The sequence below is a fragment of the Rothia sp. P7208 genome (assembly GCF_048512915.1).
Classification (GTDB): Bacteria; Actinomycetota; Actinomycetes; order Actinomycetales; family Micrococcaceae; genus Rothia.
Window position 1 is genome coordinate 494,254 of the sequence record NZ_JBLXXW010000001.1, and the last position, 19,532, is coordinate 513,785.

Annotated in this window: 19 protein-coding genes; 1 reads left to right on the forward strand and 18 read right to left on the reverse strand. The window is 46.7% G+C overall.

Annotated features, from left to right (window positions below):
* Positions 1–329: 329 nt before the first annotated feature.
* From ACN084_RS02290 to ACN084_RS02370, 17 genes are all read right to left on the reverse strand, one after another.
* Positions 330–689 carry a histone-like nucleoid-structuring protein Lsr2 gene (locus ACN084_RS02290; protein ID WP_419101096.1) on the reverse strand — a complete coding sequence of 120 codons (360 nt, stop codon included), beginning with the start codon at positions 687–689 and terminating at the stop codon, positions 330–332.
* 174 nt (positions 690–863) lie between these two features.
* Positions 864–1,142, reverse strand: a complete 279-nt coding sequence (locus tag ACN084_RS02295; protein ID WP_419101097.1) for a hypothetical protein — start codon at positions 1,140–1,142, stop codon at positions 864–866.
* A 33-nt stretch (positions 1,143–1,175) separates the two neighbouring features.
* The gene (gene lysS / locus ACN084_RS02300; protein ID WP_419103220.1) at positions 1,176–2,663 is read right to left on the reverse strand and encodes a lysine--tRNA ligase; all 1,488 of its coding nucleotides are present in this window, start codon (positions 2,661–2,663) and stop codon (positions 1,176–1,178) included.
* A gap of 71 nt (positions 2,664–2,734) precedes the next feature.
* On the reverse strand, positions 2,735–3,655 hold the full coding sequence (gene panC / locus ACN084_RS02305; protein WP_419105751.1) for a pantoate--beta-alanine ligase: 921 nt from the start codon (positions 3,653–3,655) through the stop codon (positions 2,735–2,737).
* 36 nt (positions 3,656–3,691) lie between these two features.
* The gene (locus ACN084_RS02310; protein ID WP_419101099.1) at positions 3,692–4,585 is read right to left on the reverse strand and encodes a Rossmann-like and DUF2520 domain-containing protein; all 894 of its coding nucleotides are present in this window, start codon (positions 4,583–4,585) and stop codon (positions 3,692–3,694) included.
* Between the two features lie 50 nt (positions 4,586–4,635).
* Positions 4,636–6,213, reverse strand: a complete 1,578-nt coding sequence (locus ACN084_RS02315; RefSeq protein ID WP_419105752.1) for a PH domain-containing protein — start codon at positions 6,211–6,213, stop codon at positions 4,636–4,638.
* Between the two features lie 2 nt (positions 6,214–6,215).
* Positions 6,216–6,737, reverse strand: coding sequence for a PH domain-containing protein (locus ACN084_RS02320; protein WP_419105753.1), 522 nt, complete (start codon positions 6,735–6,737; stop codon positions 6,216–6,218).
* Between the two features lie 85 nt (positions 6,738–6,822).
* Positions 6,823–7,350 (reverse strand): DUF3180 domain-containing protein, encoded by a 528-nt coding sequence (locus ACN084_RS02325; RefSeq protein ID WP_419105754.1) that lies wholly within the window; start codon positions 7,348–7,350, stop codon positions 6,823–6,825.
* Positions 7,347–7,853 carry a 2-amino-4-hydroxy-6-hydroxymethyldihydropteridine diphosphokinase gene (gene folK / locus ACN084_RS02330; RefSeq protein WP_419105755.1) on the reverse strand — a complete coding sequence of 169 codons (507 nt, stop codon included), beginning with the start codon at positions 7,851–7,853 and terminating at the stop codon, positions 7,347–7,349. The genes ACN084_RS02325 and folK overlap by 4 nt, the downstream gene beginning before the upstream one ends.
* A complete protein-coding gene (gene folB / locus ACN084_RS02335) occupies positions 7,850–8,263 on the reverse strand; it encodes a dihydroneopterin aldolase (RefSeq protein WP_419101104.1) in 414 nt (137 codons plus the stop codon). The genes folK and folB overlap by 4 nt, the downstream gene beginning before the upstream one ends.
* A 240-nt stretch (positions 8,264–8,503) precedes the next feature.
* Entirely contained in the window at positions 8,504–9,376 is an 873-nt protein-coding gene (gene folP, locus ACN084_RS02340; RefSeq protein WP_419105756.1) for a dihydropteroate synthase, read from the reverse strand.
* A 162-nt stretch (positions 9,377–9,538) separates the two neighbouring features.
* Positions 9,539–10,111: a GTP cyclohydrolase I FolE gene (gene folE, locus ACN084_RS02345; protein ID WP_419101106.1), complete on the reverse strand. Its 573-nt coding sequence runs from the start codon at positions 10,109–10,111 to the stop codon at positions 9,539–9,541.
* Positions 10,111–12,243, reverse strand: a complete 2,133-nt coding sequence (gene ftsH, locus ACN084_RS02350; RefSeq protein WP_419105757.1) for an ATP-dependent zinc metalloprotease FtsH — start codon at positions 12,241–12,243, stop codon at positions 10,111–10,113. The genes folE and ftsH overlap by 1 nt, the downstream gene beginning before the upstream one ends.
* Positions 12,244–12,461: 218 nt before the next feature.
* Positions 12,462–13,013, reverse strand: a complete 552-nt coding sequence (gene hpt, locus ACN084_RS02355; RefSeq protein ID WP_419103153.1) for a hypoxanthine phosphoribosyltransferase — start codon at positions 13,011–13,013, stop codon at positions 12,462–12,464.
* A 130-nt stretch (positions 13,014–13,143) separates the two neighbouring features.
* Positions 13,144–14,319: a tRNA lysidine(34) synthetase TilS gene (gene tilS / locus ACN084_RS02360; protein WP_419105758.1), complete on the reverse strand. Its 1,176-nt coding sequence runs from the start codon at positions 14,317–14,319 to the stop codon at positions 13,144–13,146.
* A gap of 3 nt (positions 14,320–14,322) precedes the next feature.
* A complete protein-coding gene (locus tag ACN084_RS02365; RefSeq protein WP_419101110.1) occupies positions 14,323–15,441 on the reverse strand; it encodes a zinc-dependent metalloprotease in 1,119 nt (372 codons plus the stop codon).
* A 280-nt stretch (positions 15,442–15,721) separates the two neighbouring features.
* The gene (locus tag ACN084_RS02370) at positions 15,722–16,198 is read right to left on the reverse strand and encodes an inorganic diphosphatase (RefSeq protein ID WP_419101111.1); all 477 of its coding nucleotides are present in this window, start codon (positions 16,196–16,198) and stop codon (positions 15,722–15,724) included.
* Positions 16,199–16,362: 164 nt separating this feature from the next.
* On the opposite strand from ACN084_RS02370, the gene dacB reads away from it, so the two are divergent.
* Entirely contained in the window at positions 16,363–17,769 is a 1,407-nt protein-coding gene (dacB, locus tag ACN084_RS02375) for a D-alanyl-D-alanine carboxypeptidase/D-alanyl-D-alanine-endopeptidase (protein ID WP_419105759.1), read from the forward strand.
* 83 nt (positions 17,770–17,852) lie between these two features.
* Here dacB and ACN084_RS02380 read toward each other — a convergent pair whose 3' ends face one another.
* Positions 17,853–18,998 (reverse strand): CAP domain-containing protein, encoded by a 1,146-nt coding sequence (locus ACN084_RS02380; RefSeq protein WP_419105760.1) that lies wholly within the window; start codon positions 18,996–18,998, stop codon positions 17,853–17,855.
* Positions 18,999–19,532: the final 534 nt, after the last annotated feature.

Below are 19,532 nucleotides of genomic sequence, written 5' to 3' on the forward strand. Positions count from 1 at the left end.
CTATGTGAAGTGTTAAAGTTTGGTAGTTCTGACCTATCTGTTAGGTGCTTATCAGTTTGTTAAAAAAGAAAATGAATACTATTGGTAACATTCATAAGCATTTAGTTTCTCTAAAAACTATTAAGCTAAGAAAGCTTATAAAATAGTTTCAGTAGGAATACCGAGGATATATCAATACATATATATCCCCTAAAGTGTGGACTAGAAAAACATAAAAGAAGAACTTTATATATTTTCTCAAGAAAATACATAAAGACCTTAAAGATTTTGGGGCCTCCCAAACAGGAGGCCCCAAAATCTTTAAAAATCAGGTAAAAGATAGCAGGTTCTTAGAAATCGCCCTTAGTCTTCTGCTGAGCGTAGTATTTATCCTGAATATCCTGGTGGATACGACCGCGGTCAGAAACGTCATAACCGTTGTCTTTAGCCCATTTACGAATAGCAGCAGTCTCGGGATTACGCTTAGGCGCAGAAACCGAACGTGAACCAGCAGGACGGCCAGGAGTTCGCGCACCCTGCACACGACGTGCCTTCGCTGCGAAAGGACGCACAGCATCACGCAAGCGAGCTGCATTTGCGCTAGACAAGTCAATCTCGTACTGGCCACCATCAAGACCAAAACGCACAGTCTCCTCTGCGGGACCGCCGTCGAGGTCATCTTCAAGAATAATCTTTACCTTTTGAGCCATTACGTTTCTCCTGAGTTATCTAAACCGTAGCAAAGGACACCACTTAGAACAAAGAAAGAATTATTCTTCTCATTCTAAGAAACAGAATCCATACATTTATATACTATATATCCCTTAGAAGAATAGCAATAAATACGAATAAGGTGAAAAATAAATAGTGAAAAAACACTATTTTTATTTAACCTCAGTATCTTTTGACTCTCCCCCTCCAAAAGGATCACGAGTACCCTTTGAACTCTTCACATTCTCATACCATTGCTTTGCGTCTTCTTCAATCCCACGTGCAGTAGCTCGTTCCGTCCTATCAGCACGAGTAATCCAACGCAAAATGAAAAAGAGAACAATACCTGCCCCTAAAGAAGGCATAATCGCAATAAGATAATCCATCACCGAACTCATTTCCTCATGAAAACTTTTCTCTAGAATATCGTGCTTATACAAAACGTTGCCCACAGGAACTCCTGCAGGCAACGCTTTCACACAAGTTTAATCAGCTTCTGGCTTCATCAACGGGAACAGAATAGTGTCTCGAATACCAACATTCGTAAAGAGCATAATCAGACGATCCACACCAAGACCAATACCGCCCATTGGAGGAGCACCATACTCAAGAGCACGCAAGAAATCTTCATCCAACTGCATCGCTTCATCATCTCCACCAGCAGCAAGAAGAGATTGCTCCGTCAAACGCTCACGCTGAATTACCGGATCAATAAGCTCCGAGAAAGCAGTGCCACGTTCCATGCCACCAATAATCAAGTCCCAAGCCTCAATCAGCCCCGGCTTATCACGGTGAGGACGAGCCAACGGCTGAGCCGACGGCGGATAATCATACACAAAAGTAGGATTAAGCAACGTCGGTTCAACAATTTCACCAAAGAGCTCCACCACAAGTTTTTCAGCATCCCACTGAGGGTCTACAGAAATATCGTGCTTCTGAGCAATATCGCGAAGTACCTGAGCGGGAGTCTCCGGAGTAATCTCTACCCCAACAGCCTCAGACAGACCAGGATAGACTGCAACCCACTTCCATTCACCGCTCAAGTCAATAGTGCCTTTATCAGTTTCAATCTGGTAAATGCCTACAGCCTCAGCACAAGCCAAAATAATCTCACGCATACGCTCAGCCATCACAAACTGATCAGCATACGCTTCGTAGCATTCTAACGTTGTGAACTCTGGGCTGTGAGTAGAATCGACACCCTCATTACGGAAAACGCGCCCGATCTCATATACGCGCTCAATACCGCCAACCTGCGCACGTTTTAAGAAAAGCTCGGTAGCGATACGCAACGTCATATCTTGGTCAAACGCGTTCAGGTGTGTACCAAACGGACGCGCCGCAGCGCCACCATGAATCAGCTGCAAGATAGGAGTCTCAACCTCAATATAGCCGTGCCCGTTTAGAACATCACGAATAGTTTGAGTAATTTTTGCACGCTTAATTACAAGCTCACGAGCCTCATCACGAACCATCAAATCGAGGTAACGCTGACGGACACGAGTCTCGTCGTTCAGTTCCTTATGCAACGTTGGCATAGGGCGTAACGCCTTAGAAGCCATCTGCCAAGAATCAGCCATCACAGAAAGTTCACCGCGACGAGAAGAAATCACTTCACCATGAACAAAAACGTGGTCGCCAAGATCAACTAAAGCTTTCCAATCAGCAAGGGCTTCTTCGCCTACACCGGCAAGAGAAATCATCGCCTGAATACGAGTACCGTTACCCTGCTGTAAACTTGCAAAGCACAGCTTACCGGTATTACGCACAAACACGACACGCCCAGCGATACCCACAATATCGCCGGTAGTATCCTCAGCATTAAGCACACCGTCGTATTTTTCGCGGATAGCCTCAATAGTGGTCGTTACAGGCACACCCACGGGGTATGCTTCACGTCCTGAAGCAAGGATATCTGCACGTTTGCCCAAACGAATCTGCATCTGTTCAGACATATCTGCAATAACTGGCATTTCTGAAGAAACGCCCTTCTGATGATTAGTCACGTAAAAAACCTAACGTCTTTGAATATATAGCGGAAAAATTAGTTTAATTCCATGTTGTCAATGAGACGAGTCTGCCCCACATAGGCTGCCACGAGAGCCAAGACCTTTGATGAATCAGCTGCCGGAGGCTCAAAGGTTTCTGAATCAATCACGTCAAGATAATCTAAGCGCACACCTTCAACAGCGTCAATGCGTTCGCGAGCAGCGCTAATATCATCTTCAGTGAGCCCACGAGTAATCTGCTGTTCTCGAAGCATCGCTAATGTACGCGATAACACCAGCGCACGCTCACGATCTTCAGCACTCAAATATTGATTGCGAGAAGAAAGAGCTAAACCGTCATCAGCACGCACAATAGGCACCGGCTTAATCACAATATCGTGGTTAAAATCCTGAACCATACGCTGAATCAACGACACCTGTTGTGCGTCTTTACGACCAAAATATGCGTTGACAACATGATGACGAGCACCAGATTTAAGAATGTTAAAGAACTTATTGACAACCGTCAAAGCACCATCAAAATGCCCAGGACGTGTTTTACCTTCAAAAAGATTTCCGAGCTTCCCTGAAGACACCGTAATCAAAGGGGTGCCAGAAGGATACATTTGGTCGTTATCTGGGGCAAAAACAATATCGGCACCAGCTTCTTGAGCAACCTGAACATCTGATTCAAGGGTGCGTGGATATTTCTCGTAGTCTTCGCCAGGGCCAAACTGTAAAGGATTGACAAAGACTGAGACCACAACAACATCATTTTGTTCGCGAGCGCGACGGATGAGCGTGGCGTGTCCTTCATGTAATGCGCCCATGGTTGCCACATAACCCAATGTTACGGGTGCTGCGGGTTGTTCTTCTGTTGCCTGCTGGTGAGCTTGTTCTTGGGCTCGTTCAAGTGCTGAACTGACGCTTTGGCGAAGTTCATCAACAGAACGAATAATTATTGGACTACTCGTCACGGGGTGAAAGATCCTTTCATCATGTGCACTAAAACGTTAGCGTTGTAAGGCGTCTAGGACGCGTTCAAGCTGTTCATCACTCAATGCGCCTCGCGCGTGAGCTCTCTGCGCGGTGGCTTGAGCTAACGCTACGTACGCTATTGAGATATCTTCAGAGTTCTCTTCTTGTGCATACTGGCTAAGTTCTTGTGCGTGTGTGTGTACCGTCTGGACATCGGCTCGAGCTACTGGTCCTGTAAGCGTATTTTCGCCAGAAGATAACACGTTATCTAACGCTGCTTGAAGGAGCGGACGTAAATAGTGTGCAGGTTGGGGAACCCCAATAGATTCGAGAATTTGTAGTGATTGTCCAGTAATGGTCACAAGGTGGTTTGCCACATGTGCCAATGCCGCGTGGTACAGTCCACGGTCTGTTTCTGCAATAGTTACCGGTTCAGCACCCATCTCAACGCTTAGTGCCTGAGCAATAGGTAGAAATGGTGCCGGCCCTGTTACTGCGCAACAAGTATCTTGTAAACGCGCTAGGTCCAGAGATAGCCCAGTGAAGGTCATGGCCGGATGAATTGCTAAACAAATTGCACCTTGTGCGGCAGCTGGTTCAAGAACCGAAATGCCGTGCATACCGGAGGTATGAAAAACGATTTGTCCGTTTTTCCAACCGACAGTATGCGCTATTCCTTCAACAACGGAAGTAATAGCATCATCAGGTACAGCAAGTAATACGACTTCAGCTTCTTGCACAATATCGGGGATGCTGCGAAGAGGAACGCCAGGTAGTAGCATCTCAGCACGTTCGCGAGAAGCCTCTGAGATGGCGTGTACCCCGACGATGGTATGTTGAGCGGCCCGTAGGGCGGCGCCGAGGACGGCACCTACCTTACCGGCAGATATCACACCAATTTTCATGCGGGCTGGTTGTGTAAAACTCACGGGTAACAGCTTACCCTAGTTGTTTCCTTAGATTCTGCCCTTATGCACACTTATCGGTAGACGTCACGATGAGTTTGCACAATTCTTTGGGCATCTTCGGCATGAATGTTCTTATTTGTGGCGGAAATAGGGCCCACAATAGTCCAAATGTTAACGGTGCGTGCCCCGTAATGTCGTTCTAAAGGTGAAGAGCGCACATCAACAGATTGGATAAACTGGTAGGGGATGATGGAAAGCTTGTAGTACAAGACACCGTCACGAAGGATGAAGTATTTATCGGTGAGGGTAAACCCTGCACGGCGGTACGATAGTGGACGTAGCCACCGGAGTTTTGCTACACGAGGACGAAAACCAGCCTCAGTGCCTCGAGCTCCATGAGCGTAGAGAAGCCATCGGCCTGTTACCCGTTCTTCATGGACGGGAAGAACCATGTCTAAGATTTTTTCGAGTTCTTCACCTGTTGCAAGAACAACTAATTCTTCCGTAATTTTTTTATCGTTCATCATGTCTTTGATGCCGTAGCCGGCGACGTTGATTACGACTTTGTACCAGTTCAAAGATCGCCAGAGAACGCTCTGATTAATCTGTAGCCCTTGGATTCTTGATACGGGTACGCTCTGGGTCACGGTATCGAATAATCCATAACGAATTTTAAGACCTTCAGGAGTATCTGCAATACGGAAATTATAGCGGCGGGCAAAAGTGTTAAATAGAGAGCTCGCAAAACCAAACAAAATGATGATGGACGTAATACTTGAGAAGAAGCCTACACCCACGTCTCGCAAAGTAACCACTATGAAAATGAGAAAAAGCAAAAGCTGGAACAGCACTTTCACGTCCAACAATAATGACGCGACAAGACGCTTGGGCGGAACTCTCAAAAGCTCTTGTTCTGAAGAATCCTCAACTGCCGTAGGCGTTGGGAGATTCTCCTGCTGTAAAAATTGTTGCAGTTTCTCTTCTTCCGAGAGCACTACGGTAGGTGAGTCTTCTGATTCTTCTCGTGTGGGCGCAGCATGCTGAGACTGCTTAACGTCCGTTATTCTTTGGAGCAAAGTCGAACGTAATTGTTGAGCATGTTGGTGTTTGAGGAATTTAATCGAAAGAGCACTACCGTCTCCGTCCGCTACGTCAACTGTCATTTCTGATAGGCCAAAAAGACGAGCGAGGAATGGGGACGTAATATCGATGGACTGAATTTTGTTGATATTTGCTTTACGGTTCTTTTTAACGAGAACCCCCGTTTTAAGGTGGAAGAATTTTTCTCCAACAGCAAAGAATGTAAAGAACCAGCCAAGATACGTTACCCCATAATAAATCACCACAGATAACAGTGCCGGAACAAAAAATTTAGGGGTTGAAGTAATGAAAGTTAAAAAGTCTCGTAGAGACTCGAGCAAAGAAGTATCTGACTCTAAAAACCCCGATTCGAAGAGTTCTTTACCGGTAATCCATACGATCCACGCAAGAATAAACCAGCTTGAGGCAAGAGGACTCAGCGGGTGGGCACGTTTCCAATGAAGTTCTTCATCTGGTACTTGTTCGCTATTTTGAGGTTCGTCATGTGTGTTGTTCTTGGCATCATCGTGTCCAAGAGAAAAATTATGTTCTTGTGGTGTTTCGCTCATCGTTACTTCACCATCTGTTCTACGCCGTCTTGAGTCAGAATCTCTCGTATTTTTTCAGCTTCAGGTTGAGGAAGCCCCGGGATTTTTGCCTCTGTTCCAACAGAAGCTGTATGAAGCTCTAGAGAAGCGAGTTTAAAGATTCCTGACACGAGGCCAGAGGTGACGTCTACGTATTGCAAACGTCCATAAGGAACAGAGATGACTTTTCGCATCAAGATTCCTCGGGTGATAACAAGATGGCGTTCATCAAGGTGATACCCAATAGATTTGACGTAGCGAGGCGCCAGCAGAAGGTATGTCAGTTGTCCGAGGAAGAGAACGCCTAAGACTCCCAGAATAATAGGAAGTTTGAGGCCAGAGGAGAAGAACTCGTCTTCACGAAACATCCAGACAAGGCCTGCGACAATCATAATTACCAGCAGGAAGATGGCCCTATTGATAAGGACAATCTTCACATAGGAGGGTGATACTCGTATCCACGGCCGCTGCTCAATATCTTCTATTGTTGAGTTCTGTTGAGTCATGAGAAGGTACCTCATTTTCTAGTGGCCATAACTTTAACTACACACTATCGAAAAGTAACCTGCATCTCAACCTTCAAAATAGTTATTAAATATCATCCTGACGTGCATATCCACGACTATCACGCTCAAGAATGTGCTCGTCTTTAGGGGCATAATCGTCAGAATCAGAAGGTGGTATTTTACACAGATGCTCTACCCAAACACCGACACCACATAAAAGCGCACCGGCAAGAACATCAACAATCGACGTTACCAGCGGAGGCCATGCGGCACGAAGAGTGAACATATACAACTGGTACGAAAGCAATGCGCTATGCCAGCCAGCAATCATCACACCCGTATAGGCGCTAGATTGAGCCAGCACAACAGTACGAGCTGCCAAAAGAGGGTTCATTCGCCCAGCATCAACCCGCCGGTCTTGCTGACGAAAACGTGATACCTGAACACCCAACCACATCAAGGGGGCACAAATTATCACTGAAACGAGAAGACTCGAAGGTGAAAGCATCAGCTCTGCGCCACCCCAACGCACACTCAGCGCATTAGCTAAGGCGCCAACCATAAAAGCACCAAGAAAAACACTGAGTAATACTCTCAGACGTAAAGACGTCATGCACAAACCACCGGTGCTTCACGAATTTCGCGGATACCATCACGGTCTTCAGCTTTTTTCGCTAACTCAGCAACCGGCACACCTTGTAGCTCGGCAGAAGGATCCATCCGCACCCACGGTTCAAGCACAAAAGCGCGTTCAGCGGCGCGAGGGTGAGGAATCGTCAAGTCGGTCTGACTCATCTGCATATTGCCGTATTCAATGATGTCAATGTCTAAGGTACGAGGCCCCCAGTGAACCTCGCGTGTACGGTGATGTTTAGACTCCACGCTCTGCGTGTACTCAAGCAACTCAAAAGGACGTAAATCAGTCTCAATTTGAATGACCAGATTCAAAAAATCAGGTTGCCCTTCAGGCCCGCCCACTGCAGCAGTTACCGCAACCGGAGAGATATTCTGTACAGAAATCTGAGGATGACTACACAAATCTGCGATACCTCTAATGAGGGTCTCTTCTCTATCCCCCATGTTTGAACCAAGAGCCAAGATAGCAGTTACGCTCATTTTTTCTCCCTGAAAATTGTCACCGAGACATCCGAGAAAGTCACCTCAATAGGAGCTTTCGGCTTATGTACGGTTATTTCAACGGCAAGAAGAGGGAAATGGTCTAACACTTCTTGCGCAATTTTTTCTGCCAACGTCTCAATTAAATCGACAGGTTCACCCATCACCACATCACGGATAGTTTCAGCAACTTCAGCATAATTTGCTGTATATGCAACGTCATCGTCTGCAACAGCTCGCGAGAAATCTGTGAACATCGTAATATCAACAAAGAATGGCTGCCCAGTTTGCCGCTCACTATCAAGAACGCCGTGATACCCGACGCACCCAACACCATTGAGGGTGATACGGTCTGCGGTACGATACGCAGAGGGCACAGCTTGTTCTGTAATAGTGCGGTACTCCGTCACAATGTTCCTTTGTTCGGCAGTATGGGGTATTACCGTCTCCTATTATCCACTGTTCCTGAGCATGCTTAGTGTTGTTTGTCGCCACATTGAATACCATCAATATTTCAACGAAGACCCTCTTCCGCACCATTGCAAGGTTTTAGAGTTAAAAACCGAACTAAATGCGCTTGGAATAGAGGTTAAGCTCACACATGTTTTTAGGTCAAAAACACCTCATGTCGCTTCATCAATAGAAAAACATCACATTTCCGAAGAATAAGCTCTCACTTGTTGAACAACCGCAAGAGCGTCAGCACTAGAGCGAACATCATGAACCCGCACACCCCACGCACCATTTAACGCCGCAATAACACTCAGCGCTGCCGTCGCCGCATCACGCTCATCAACAGTACGACCCCGAGGCTCAACACCCAGGCATTCAGCACGTTGACGATCTTCAGCCTCCAATAAACGCCCTAAAAAGCGCTTACGAGATCCAGCAATCAATAGCGGGTGCCCCAGCTCTTGAAAACGTGTCATCGACGCACATAACTGCCAATCTTGCATACCAACTTTTGCGAAACCTAAACCAGGATCAAGAATGATATTCTTCGACGCCACTCCCCCAGAAAGAAGACGATCACGCAAAGAACGAAGCTCAAAAAACACTTCATCAACAACATCCTCATAGCTGGCGCAATCATTCATCGTCTCAGAAGTACCACGAGCATGAGTCAAAATATAAGGAACATCCAGTGACGCAACCGTATCAATCATCTGCTCCGAAAGGTTCATTCCCGAAACATCATTAATAATGTCTGCACCAGCTTCAACCGCAACACGAGCCGTATCGGGGTTAAGCGTATCGACACTCAAAAAAGCAGGAATATCACGTAATTTCTCAAGGACAGGCAAAATACGGCGCTGTTCCTCAACACTTGAAATACGGGTAGAACCAGGTCGAGTTGATTCACCACCAATATCAATAATCGTGGCGCCATCTTCAACCATACGGTGTGCATGGTCTACTGCTTCTTGCAACGTATAGTGTTCACCACCATCCGAAAAAGAATCAGGAGTGACATTCAGAATGCCCATCACATGAGTACTAGAAGAAGAAAACACAGAAGACACCACAACGCCCACTTTCTAAAAATTTATCGATAGCAACTAAAACATACAGACACCACAAGAATACGCACAAGTACACACTGCATAAGGGTGAGGGCACCTACGATATTTTCGTAGGTGCCCTCACCCTTGCATCGGCAGAAGATTCTTCACAAACTTCCGGAACTACGAGCAAGAACTATTAATCAAGCTCATCGCCTCAGCACGAGTTGCCTCAGCACGTAATTGACCGCGCACAGCACTCGTTACGGTCTTAGCGCCCGGCTTACGAACCCCGCGCATTGCCATACACATATGCTCAGCTTCTACAACAACAATTGCACCAGCTGGACGAAGATACCGCTCAATAGCATCCACAATCTCCGTCGTCATACGCTCTTGCACCTGCGGACGTTTAGCGAATAAGTCCACCGTACGAGCCAACTTTGAAAGACCCGTCACTTGCCCAGAATCCCCCGGAATATACCCCACATGCGCATGACCAAAAAACGGTACAAGATGATGCTCACACGTAGAGTAAAACGGGATATCCTTCACAAGCACTAGTTCTTTATGATCAATATCAAAAGTCGTCCCCAGAATATGGCCGGGTTCATCATGCAAACCAGAGAACATCTCTGCATAAGCGCGCCCCACTCGAGCAGGGGTATCGACAAGACCCTCACGATCAGGGTCTTCCCCAATCGCTAATAGAATCTCGCGAACAGCTGCTTCAATACGAGGCTGATCCACGGCCATTAGCGTGCACCACCCCAAGGACTCCCATCTGAACCGCGCGCATCACTATCATTTCCGCCCAGTCCAGGAGAAGGATGAACATCTGTCGCTGGTTTCTCAACCGGAGAAGAATCCGTATCAATCACAGGCTGTTGAACAATAGGCTCATTCTCTTGCGAATCTTCTGAAGAACCATCCACCTCACTAGGAGCCTTTACTGGGGGTAAAGAAGAAGGTTCACGAGTTGTTTTAGAGTACCAATGTGAACGCTCAGGACGTTTACGAACATCCTTGAAAATCTCTGCAATCTCTTTCTCAAGAAGAGTTTCTTTCTCAAGAAGAGCATAGGCAAGACGATCCAAAACATCACGGTTCTCAGTCAGAATCTCAAAGGCCTCATCATGGGCGTTCTCAAGCAAAGCAGCAACTTCTTGGTCTACCACATAAGCAAGTTCATCCGAGAAATTATTGCCTCCACCAGCGCCACCGCCAAGGAACGGATCAGACTCACGAGAAGCAAGACGAACAGAGCCGATACGTGAGCTCATGCCGTACTCAGTAACCATCTTACGAGCTGTTTCAGTAGCTTTTTGAATATCATTCGAAGCACCGGTAGAAGGATCATGGAAGACCACTTCTTCTGCTGCACGTCCGCCCATGGCGTAAGCCATCTGATCAAGTAGCTCATGACGAGTTGTCGAATATTTATCGTCCTCAGGCATCACCATGGTGTAGCCCAACGCACGCCCACGAGGAAGAATCGTAATCTTTGTTACCGGAGAAGAATTACGCAAAGCAGCCGCAACCAAGGCGTGTCCGCCTTCATGATAAGCGGTAACTTTTCGTTCATGTTCTTTCATAATGCGAGAAGAACGCTGAGGCCCAGCCATCACACGATCAATAGCCTCATCGATAGCACGCTCATCAATCACGTTTCCACCATCACGAGCTGTCAATAGCGCAGCCTCATTCATGACATTTGCGAGGTCAGCGCCGGTAAACCCAGGAGTTCGTTTCGCCACAGAAGACAGTTCCACACGACGATCAATAGGTTTACCTGCAGCATGCACTTCAAGAATGCGTTGACGCCCCTTCAAATCAGGAGCATCCACTCCAACTTGACGGTCAAAACGACCCGGACGCAACAAAGCAGGGTCTAACACATCAGGTCGGTTCGTTGCAGCAATCACAATGATATTTGAGGTTCCGTCAAAACCATCCATCTCAACAAGAAGCTGGTTTAGAGTCTGCTCACGCTCATCGTTACCGCCACCCATGCCGACACCGCGTTGGCGGCCTACAGCGTCAATTTCGTCAACGAAAATGATGGCAGATTTATGGTTCTTAGCCTCTTTGAAGAGGTCTCGCACACGAGAAGCACCCACGCCCACGAACATCTCCACAAAGTCAGAACCAGAAATAGAGTAGAACGGGACTCCAGCTTCTCCAGCAACAGCTTTCGCAAGAAGAGTCTTACCGGTACCGGGAGGGCCATACAAGAGAACGCCCTTAGGAATTTTTGCGCCAAGACGAGTAAATTTCTCTGGTTCAGCAAGGAACTCACGCACTTCTTCAAGCTCCGCGAGAGCTTCATCAACACCGGCAACATCAGAGAACCGTACGGTCGGGTTGTCTTTATTGAATTTCTTTGCACGAGACTTCGAGAAGTTCATAATCTGAGAGCCGCCAGAACTGACTCGAGACATCAAGAACCAGAACAATAAAGCAATCAGAACAAAAGGTGCAAAGAACGTCAGTAACGAAGTAAACCAGTTACTCTGTACAGGCTGATCGGTGTAGCTCTTCAGTTTTCCATTATCCACGGCCTGAACCACATCACCAGCGCGAGCATTTACGAAATAGAATGTGACATTCTTTCCGAGATTCTGCCCCTTAGGAGTGGAATAGTCGTCTTTAAGCTCTAAATCTACGCGCTGATCGCCATCATAGATTTTCGCGCTCACAGCTTTATCGTTCTTCAATAACTCTAAGCCGACATTCGTATCGACACGGTTTGAACCGTTAAACATCGAGGTAATCGAAAAAGTCGCGAAGATGGCTAAAGCGAGCACCACCCAGAACCATGGTCCTGAGATGAACTTGCTGAAGAACCCTTTATCTTCTTCTGGGTTCTTATTGGTTTTTTGCGCCAATGCGGTAATCCTCCAAATATGGGTGACTACCCGTCTAGTAGAAGCACGAGGCAACCACTATAGGGGCAGAGGTTATTCTGCACATTAATGTACAGGTGAAACCTGTTAAGTTCCCGTTCAGTCAGGTGCGTTCCCCTCAAGGCTAAAATTTTACGGTGCGAGCGAGCGTACTATTTTTACCTCGTTCGCACCGTATAAGAGGAGAATCTTAGGTGTATTTAGGAATAGACGTGCGGAGCTAAAGTCGCAATGCAGTCCAAGTTACGGTAGCGTTCTGCAAAGTCTAAACCGTAACCAATCACAAATTCAGGGTCGATATCCCAACCAACATATTTGCACTGAACATCAGTTTTAACGCATGTTGGTTTACGCAGAAGAGCACAGATTTCAACAGAGTTTGCACCACGAGAAATGAGGTTCTGTTGAAGCCACGCAAGAGTAAGCCCAGAATCAATAATGTCTTCGACAATCAGAACATCACGTCCAGTCAAGTCGGTGTCAAGGTCTTTGAGAATACGAACAACACCAGAAGACTTTGTTCCAGAACCATAAGAAGAAACAGCCATCCAGTCCATGGTGTAATGGGTACTCAATGCTCGTGAGAGGTCTGCAACCACCATAATTGCACCCTTGAGAACACCTACCAGCAGAACTTCTTTACCTGCGTAATCTTTATCAATCTGTGCAGCGAGTTCTTTAATCTTTGCGTCAATATCTTCTTTGGTGAAAAGAACGTGTTTGATATCGTCCTGTACGTCTTCTGCCTTCACGATTCCTCTAATCCTTTGTGATTAATATGGGGGCTGTAGAAAATTAGTGTACCGTCTAGCAGATAGCTGCGCTAAAGCAAACCGGCACCTAAACATGTTTTTCTCGGTATTCGTTCTTTAAGTATGGAGCTTACACGGTGGTGAGTAAAACAATAACCCCAGTTTCTTTCAAAAGAATCTCTTTTTTCTCTGCAGATGAACGAAGTTCCACTGTAACTTTCGCAGGTGGACGGCGACGGTAAGCACTCACCTTACCCGCCAACTGTATAGGGCCAGCAATAGTGTGACCGCACAAGAGTTCTCCTAATGCTTGTAAACGTTCAAAACTTGGATTTTCTCCGCCCAAAGAACGAACCGCCAAAGATAATACTCGATGCTGTAAAGCTGGATGTTCTTGACTCAACGCATAACGGTTAATCACTACGACACCCTGCATATTAGTCTCAGTAGGAAGGTTTAAAGATTCAACTCCACCTACCGCTGAAAGTTCAAGTTGTACCCTCGTAAACGCTCTTTCGGCTTCTTCTTCAAGATACTGTGCGTCAGGTCCGCTAATAGCAGCAGTACGAGCCAATGAGAGCGCAACAGAACCGCCTAGATGTTCTTCCAAAAAAGGAAGAATGCTATGACGGACCTTCGCTCTCATAAGTTTCTGGTCGAGGTTCGTAGGGTCATGCCACGGGTCTAAACCCTCAGCAACACAAATTTGTTCGACTTCATACCGACGTAAATTCAGCAGAGGACGGAGATAATTCACACCATGGTGAACACGCACCGGACTCATCCCGCCTAAAGATTTTGTGCCCGACCCTCGCGCTAAACCAAGAAGCACTGTCTCTGCCTGATCGTCTAACGTATGTGCGAGCATAATTCCTTGTGCACCAGTTTCTTTAACGGCATCTTCAAACGCCGCATATCGTGCAATACGTGCCGCCATTTCAGGTCCCTCATGGGCAGCGTCAACAGTAACAGAACGTACAAGCACCGGAGATAATCCCATATCACGGCATGTTTGTGCAGCCTGTGCAGCGACTTCGTCAGAGCCTGCTTGAAGCTGATGATCAACAATTATTGCACCGATACGTATCTCACCACGACGTACGAAATGAGCGCTCAATGACGCTAACGCTAAAGAATCAGGGCCACCAGAACAACCCACCAAAAAAAGTGGAGGATTCTCTTGTGGACGCGCTTTACCTGAAGCGTGAATAAGTGTTTGTCCCAAAAAATGATTGATGTTTTGTTCAAGAAGGGTGCGAGCGCGTCCTACTGCCGGATGCAAACGTCCTCGTCGTCCGTTTTGCATCAGTTATTCTCCTGCCCAAGGGATGACGTGCTCCGTTGACGCTAACACCCTATCAATCCACTGCTGAGGGTGATGTATTTCTTGCTCAGTAGGAAGATTCTCAGGGCGTTCCCAAATCATGTTGAAACGGTCCATGCCCTGAGCATCCACAATGTATTGAACGAATTTTTGTCCGTCTTTATATTGTTGAAGTTTTCGTTCCATGCCAAAGAGTTTTTGCACTATTTTGTGGAAGAAGGTGTGTGTTTGGCTGCGACGGTTAAACCGTTGGCGAATAGTTTTGATACTAGGAACTACTGATGCGTCAATAGAGTCCATGACAACGTTAGCGTGACCTTCAAGAAGACTCATGACGGCAGTAACTTTAGAAAGCGTCTTATGGGCAGAATCGTTCATCGTAAAAGAGGTCGGGTCTGAATCAGTAGAGCGAGAGTCTCCTAAAGAACTTTTGGCCGTATAGATTACGCGCCCAAAAAGTTCTTCAGTGTTCGACCCTAGATCTGAAGATAGGCGGTGTACTAGCTGAAGGATATACTCATCAAGCCATGGTGCAGCAGCAAACTGTACGCGGTGTGTTTGTTCGTGTAAGCAGACCCATAGTCTAAAATCTTCGGGGTCGAGGTGAAGTTCTTCTTCTAAGGCAAGGATGTTAGGTGCTACGAGCATGAGCCGCCCACCGGAGGCCCCGTACCCGGCGCGGGCAGCATATGGTTCGTATTGTCCTAGTACTCGTGTAGAAAGATAAGCGAGCACGGCACCGACTTCAACTGCTGTTGCATAGTTGACTAAGGTTTTTTGGGTTTTTGTTAGTTTCTTCATCTTCTGCACAAGACGTGAAGAAGGTTCGGTGTTGAGCATTGTTGAGAATGCTTGCGTATTTGCTTGAGACCATGTGGGGCGGTCTATGACGAGAACCTGTGAATCTGTGAGTTGGTGGGCTACCTCAAGTTGAGTAATACGGTATACATGTTCAACGGACGCTAAAGCCGCATAACGGATACTTTCTACGGCACGAGTCATCTCTTGAACTGTTTTTTGAGGTCCAGCAGGTACGAGCTGAGCGGCAACCTGGGCTGCTGTATCCCAAGCTACGAGGTGAGAAAGAGTATTTTTTTGAGTCATTGTTCTTTACTCTATACCACAGTTTTCTCATCTTTCTTATCCTGCAGTTCTTCGCTGAGCACAAGTTTTGTGCTTCAAAAATGTTTATCATCGAGACATTTACTTGTGTTAGTTCTTTCTGCGGAAGGCGGTTGCGAGTCTGACAACATAGGCGTATTGGAAGGTTTTATGCGTCGTATATCCTCTATAAAAAAATAGACGTCATGGGCAAGAACATATATGTTCTTGCCCATGACGTCTATAGGTCTTGATAAAAGTTGTTAAACCTTAAACCTGCGAATTATGCGTTGTGGCGGTCGATAGCTTCTTGAACCATTTTTTCTGCAGCTTCACGGCCTTCCCAGCCTTCGCCTTTAACCCATTTTCCGGATTCGAGGTCTTTATAACGTTCGAAGAAGTGCTGAATCTCTGCTTTGAGCTGTTCAGAGACATCTTCAAGTTCTTGGATGTGGTCATAGCGCTTATCGGCAGGGACACATAGTACTTTTGCGTCTCCGCCAGCTTCATCAGTCATATTGAAAACTGCAATGGGACGAGCTTCAACCACTACGCCGGGGATAACGTCAACGTCGAGGATGACCATTGCGTCGAGGGGGTCGCCGTCTTCGCCAAGGGTGTTATCGAAGTATCCGTATGCGGTGGGGTACTGCATTGAGGTGAAAAGAACACGGTCAAGACGGAGACGTCCGGTTTCGTGATCGATTTCGTACTTTACGCGTGAACCGCGATTGATTTCGAGGGTGACGTCAAGTTCCATGATGTCTCCTTATATGTTGTGAGTTGGGGCGTACCTGTTGCAGGTACGTTTAGCATATCGGTGTACAGTCTAACCTAGACATGAGATATACCTGAGGTTTTACGGCTATTCTCTTATAGTCTAGCGTTCGTGACTTTTGCTGGTGAATAGTGTTGGGAGAATATATGAGTGGTGAGGAATCTATGTCTTCGTCAGAGACATCAAAGAAACGTCAATGGATATTACCTAGCGTTTTAGGTGTTGCAACGCTAAGTGTTGGGGCGTGGGCAATTCCTCACGTGCAGTCAGCCCATACTTTAGCTGATGGTGCAGCGTCTTCGTATGTTAGCCCTCAGCCTGTTCAGATTCCTTCTGCTGTTCATTCTTCAGTAAGCTCTCAAACAGCGACTCTTACGCAAACTCTTGACCAGATTTTAGACTCTTTACCTGACGGTAATGTGACGGGACTGGTCGTGGATAAAGATTCTGGAGAGGTTCTTTATCAGCGTGGCTCTGAACAGCAGAGAGTTCCCGCATCTAACCTGAAGATTCTTGTTGATTATGCTCTTCTTGAACGAGTCGATCCGACAGAACGTTATGAAACAAGTGTTCGTCGTCAAAACGACGTTTTAACGCTCGTAGCAGGCGGGGACACACTTCTAGGAACTGGTTTATCGCGCCCTGATGATGTTGTAGGGCATGCTGGGCTACGAACACTTGCACAAGAGGTAGTTCAGGGCTTATCGCAGGGACCTTCACATTATCGTGTCAATCTTGATACGTCTATCTATCGTGGGCCTTCAGTTAATCCGGCGTGGGCGCAAGGAGATATTGATGCTGGCGAGGTCACTGCGGTGAGTCCTATAGCGTTTTATTCGCATTATTCTCCAGACGATCAGGGGAATGCGTCTCATTCTCGACCGGCAGAAGCAGGGCAGGAAGTACACCGTTATTTTGTGTCTTTGCTGAACGAGTTAGGTGCGCAGAAGAACCTGAGCTTTTCTCTTGGGGAAGAGGAACCTGCCACCGAGAACTCAGAACGTATTGCGCAGGTTAGTTCTGCAACGGTTGCTGAACAGGCAGCGTATATGATGCAACATTCAGATAACATGTTGGCAGAGACTTTAGGGCGCAATCTTGCAGTTTCTTTAGGGCGTGAAGGGTCTTTTGAGCAGGCACGTGCTTCTATTCAAGAAACGTTAGAGCAGAACGGTATCGATACTGCAGGATTTCATCCGGTAGATATTTGTGGCCTTTCAGGTGAGAATAAGGTGACGAATAGAATGATTGTTCAAGTGCTTGAAGCCATTGCTGATTCGTCTGCCCACACAACATTGGCCTTAGACGGTTTTCCAGTTGCTGGTGGTTCAGGTACTTTAGCGTTACGTTTCAACTCTGCTGATACTCGACAAGCTCAGGGGTATGCGCGCGCAAAAACGGGGACACTATATTCTGTTATTTCTCTATCGGGTTATGGGTATTCTGCCTCTGGTAAAATTTTGGTGTATTCGTTTATCACAAATGACATTACTCGTATTGACGGGGCTAAGGAAACGTTGGATCGTGCAGTTACTGCTCTGGTGCAACGCTAGGTGCGGTAAATATAAAGCTTTGGGTGTGAACCAATATTGGTTCACACCCAAAGCTTTATATGGATGAAGTTTTGTACTGTGTCTTAGCTTTTGAAGACGCGTACACGTCCTGTGCGTGAATGCCAGGCGATGGTGTAGCCTTTGCTGAAACGCTGGTGCACTTCAATACCGTGGCGATATTCGCCGGTGATGGGGTATCCGTATCCGCGTTCGTAGTCGTTGCGGCTCCATTCTGCGGAGATTGCACCGTATTCGAGGATGGGGTGCGCGCCGTAGCGTGGGTGCCACATAATTTTGGTGACGCGATTTCCTCGTTTGAATCGCTGGTATGCGCCGCCGCCGATGAGCCCGCCTGTTTCGTACATGAGGGGGTATCCTAGGACGTTTTCTTCACCGTGTCGTGCCCAGTACCGACCAATATCACCTTCAAAGTGCACTGGGTACGCGCCGGTGTCTGCGGTCCAAAGGAATTGGGAGATGTTGCCGTTTTTGCTGTAGTTTTGGTAGATACCGCCTTCGACGAGTCCACCTTTTTCGTTCATGATGGGGACGCCGAATCGAGCTTCGCCGCCGCCGTTACGGTAGCTTGCGCCGATTCCGCCTTTGATGGCGTAGGTTGGCTGTGTGGATTGTGTTGCGACACGGCTTCCGCCAGCGATGGTGGGCTGGATGTCTGATGGTCCACGTCCACGTTCATAGCGGTAGATTCCGACGTTTCCGAGGACTCGCCAAGGGAGTCCTCGTCCGTTGCCGTAGCATAGTCCGATTCCGCAGGTGTTTGCTTGTGGAGCAAGAATTGCGGCGCGGTGCGGTGGTGAGCTCTTCCAGAATGCTAGAAGTTGGCTGATATCCCCGTTGTAGGACAGTGCGATAACTTCGCGTACGAAATTGTATCCACGAACCTTAGGGTTGTACATAAATTGGGTGCCATGTGAGAAGTAGCCCTGAATGAATTGGCGACGAGCTTCTCCGTCCATTACGGTTGCAACGGTTGCTGAATGTTGCAGGGGTTGGAGACCGTATTGTGCGCGGTATTGGTTGATGAGGTTGAGTAGGCGCTGTGCATCTGCATTTCTGTATGCGGTGCTTACTCGTCGAATATCGCTATAGGCGGCTTGGGCAGCGGTGCTACCTAGCGCTGTTGCTCCGAGTCCCGCAAGAGCAATTTTTCCTACCTGGCGTCGGTTAGGAAGAAGACTCTTGAGTGAACTGAGTTCTGTATTTGACATGTCTTTCTCCGATGGCGATCTTTTGGAATGCTGTAATAACGGACAATGTGCGTACACAACTTTATAGAATCGTTATCAAATTCTATGGATATTTTATGGTTTTTTGTGATTTTTGCATCCATATCTTCGATAATTCACAGAATTCGAACACTGCTTAGTGTCTCTATATTTCAATTACAAATTGATGTTATCTGTGCGTTTTCTTGCACAAATACACAGACAGCTTAGTTTGCTGTTATGGCTAACGAGGGGCGCATTTGAGATAAATTCACAGGTTTTGTTCGATAATTAGCTGAGTTTTCTTGGCGTTTCGTTCACCACTATTCACAGCTTTTCGAAAATCAATTCAGAATATGAGATATATTCGATTATTTATTCGAACACTAGATATATTCATCCGTACCACTATATTCTTAATCGACATAAAAGTAATTAAATGAAAAATATGTATTTTATTAATATCTCACGCAAAAATTTGACTTTAACCTGACAAACTTATTCCCATTAGACGCTGTTAGCGGAACATTTACCATC

What these genes read in the sequence shown, in the direction of transcription:
- lysS (WP_419103220.1), bottom strand. Translation starts at nt 2,663, where the DNA reads ATGCCAGTTATTGCAGATATGTCTGAACAGATGCAGATTCGTTTGGGC.
- ACN084_RS02380 (WP_419105760.1), bottom strand. Translation starts at nt 18,998, where the DNA reads ATGTCAAATACAGAACTCAGTTCACTCAAGAGTCTTCTTCCTAACCGA.
- ACN084_RS02325 (WP_419105754.1), bottom strand. Translation starts at nt 7,350, where the DNA reads ATGACGTCTTTACGTCTGAGAGTATTACTCAGTGTTTTTCTTGGTGCT.
- tilS (WP_419105758.1), bottom strand. Translation starts at nt 14,319, where the DNA reads ATGCAAAACGGACGACGAGGACGTTTGCATCCGGCAGTAGGACGCGCT.
- folE (WP_419101106.1), bottom strand. Translation starts at nt 10,111, where the DNA reads ATGGCCGTGGATCAGCCTCGTATTGAAGCAGCTGTTCGCGAGATTCTA.
- ACN084_RS02290 (WP_419101096.1), bottom strand. Translation starts at nt 689, where the DNA reads ATGGCTCAAAAGGTAAAGATTATTCTTGAAGATGACCTCGACGGCGGT.
- ACN084_RS02320 (WP_419105753.1), bottom strand. Translation starts at nt 6,737, where the DNA reads ATGACTCAACAGAACTCAACAATAGAAGATATTGAGCAGCGGCCGTGG.
- ACN084_RS02315 (WP_419105752.1), bottom strand. Translation starts at nt 6,213, where the DNA reads ATGAGCGAAACACCACAAGAACATAATTTTTCTCTTGGACACGATGAT.
- dacB (WP_419105759.1), top strand. Translation starts at nt 16,363, where the DNA reads ATGAGTGGTGAGGAATCTATGTCTTCGTCAGAGACATCAAAGAAACGT.
- ACN084_RS02365 (WP_419101110.1), bottom strand. Translation starts at nt 15,441, where the DNA reads ATGACTCAAAAAAATACTCTTTCTCACCTCGTAGCTTGGGATACAGCA.
- folK (WP_419105755.1), bottom strand. Translation starts at nt 7,853, where the DNA reads ATGAGCGTAACTGCTATCTTGGCTCTTGGTTCAAACATGGGGGATAGA.
- ACN084_RS02370 (WP_419101111.1), bottom strand. Translation starts at nt 16,198, where the DNA reads ATGGAACTTGACGTCACCCTCGAAATCAATCGCGGTTCACGCGTAAAG.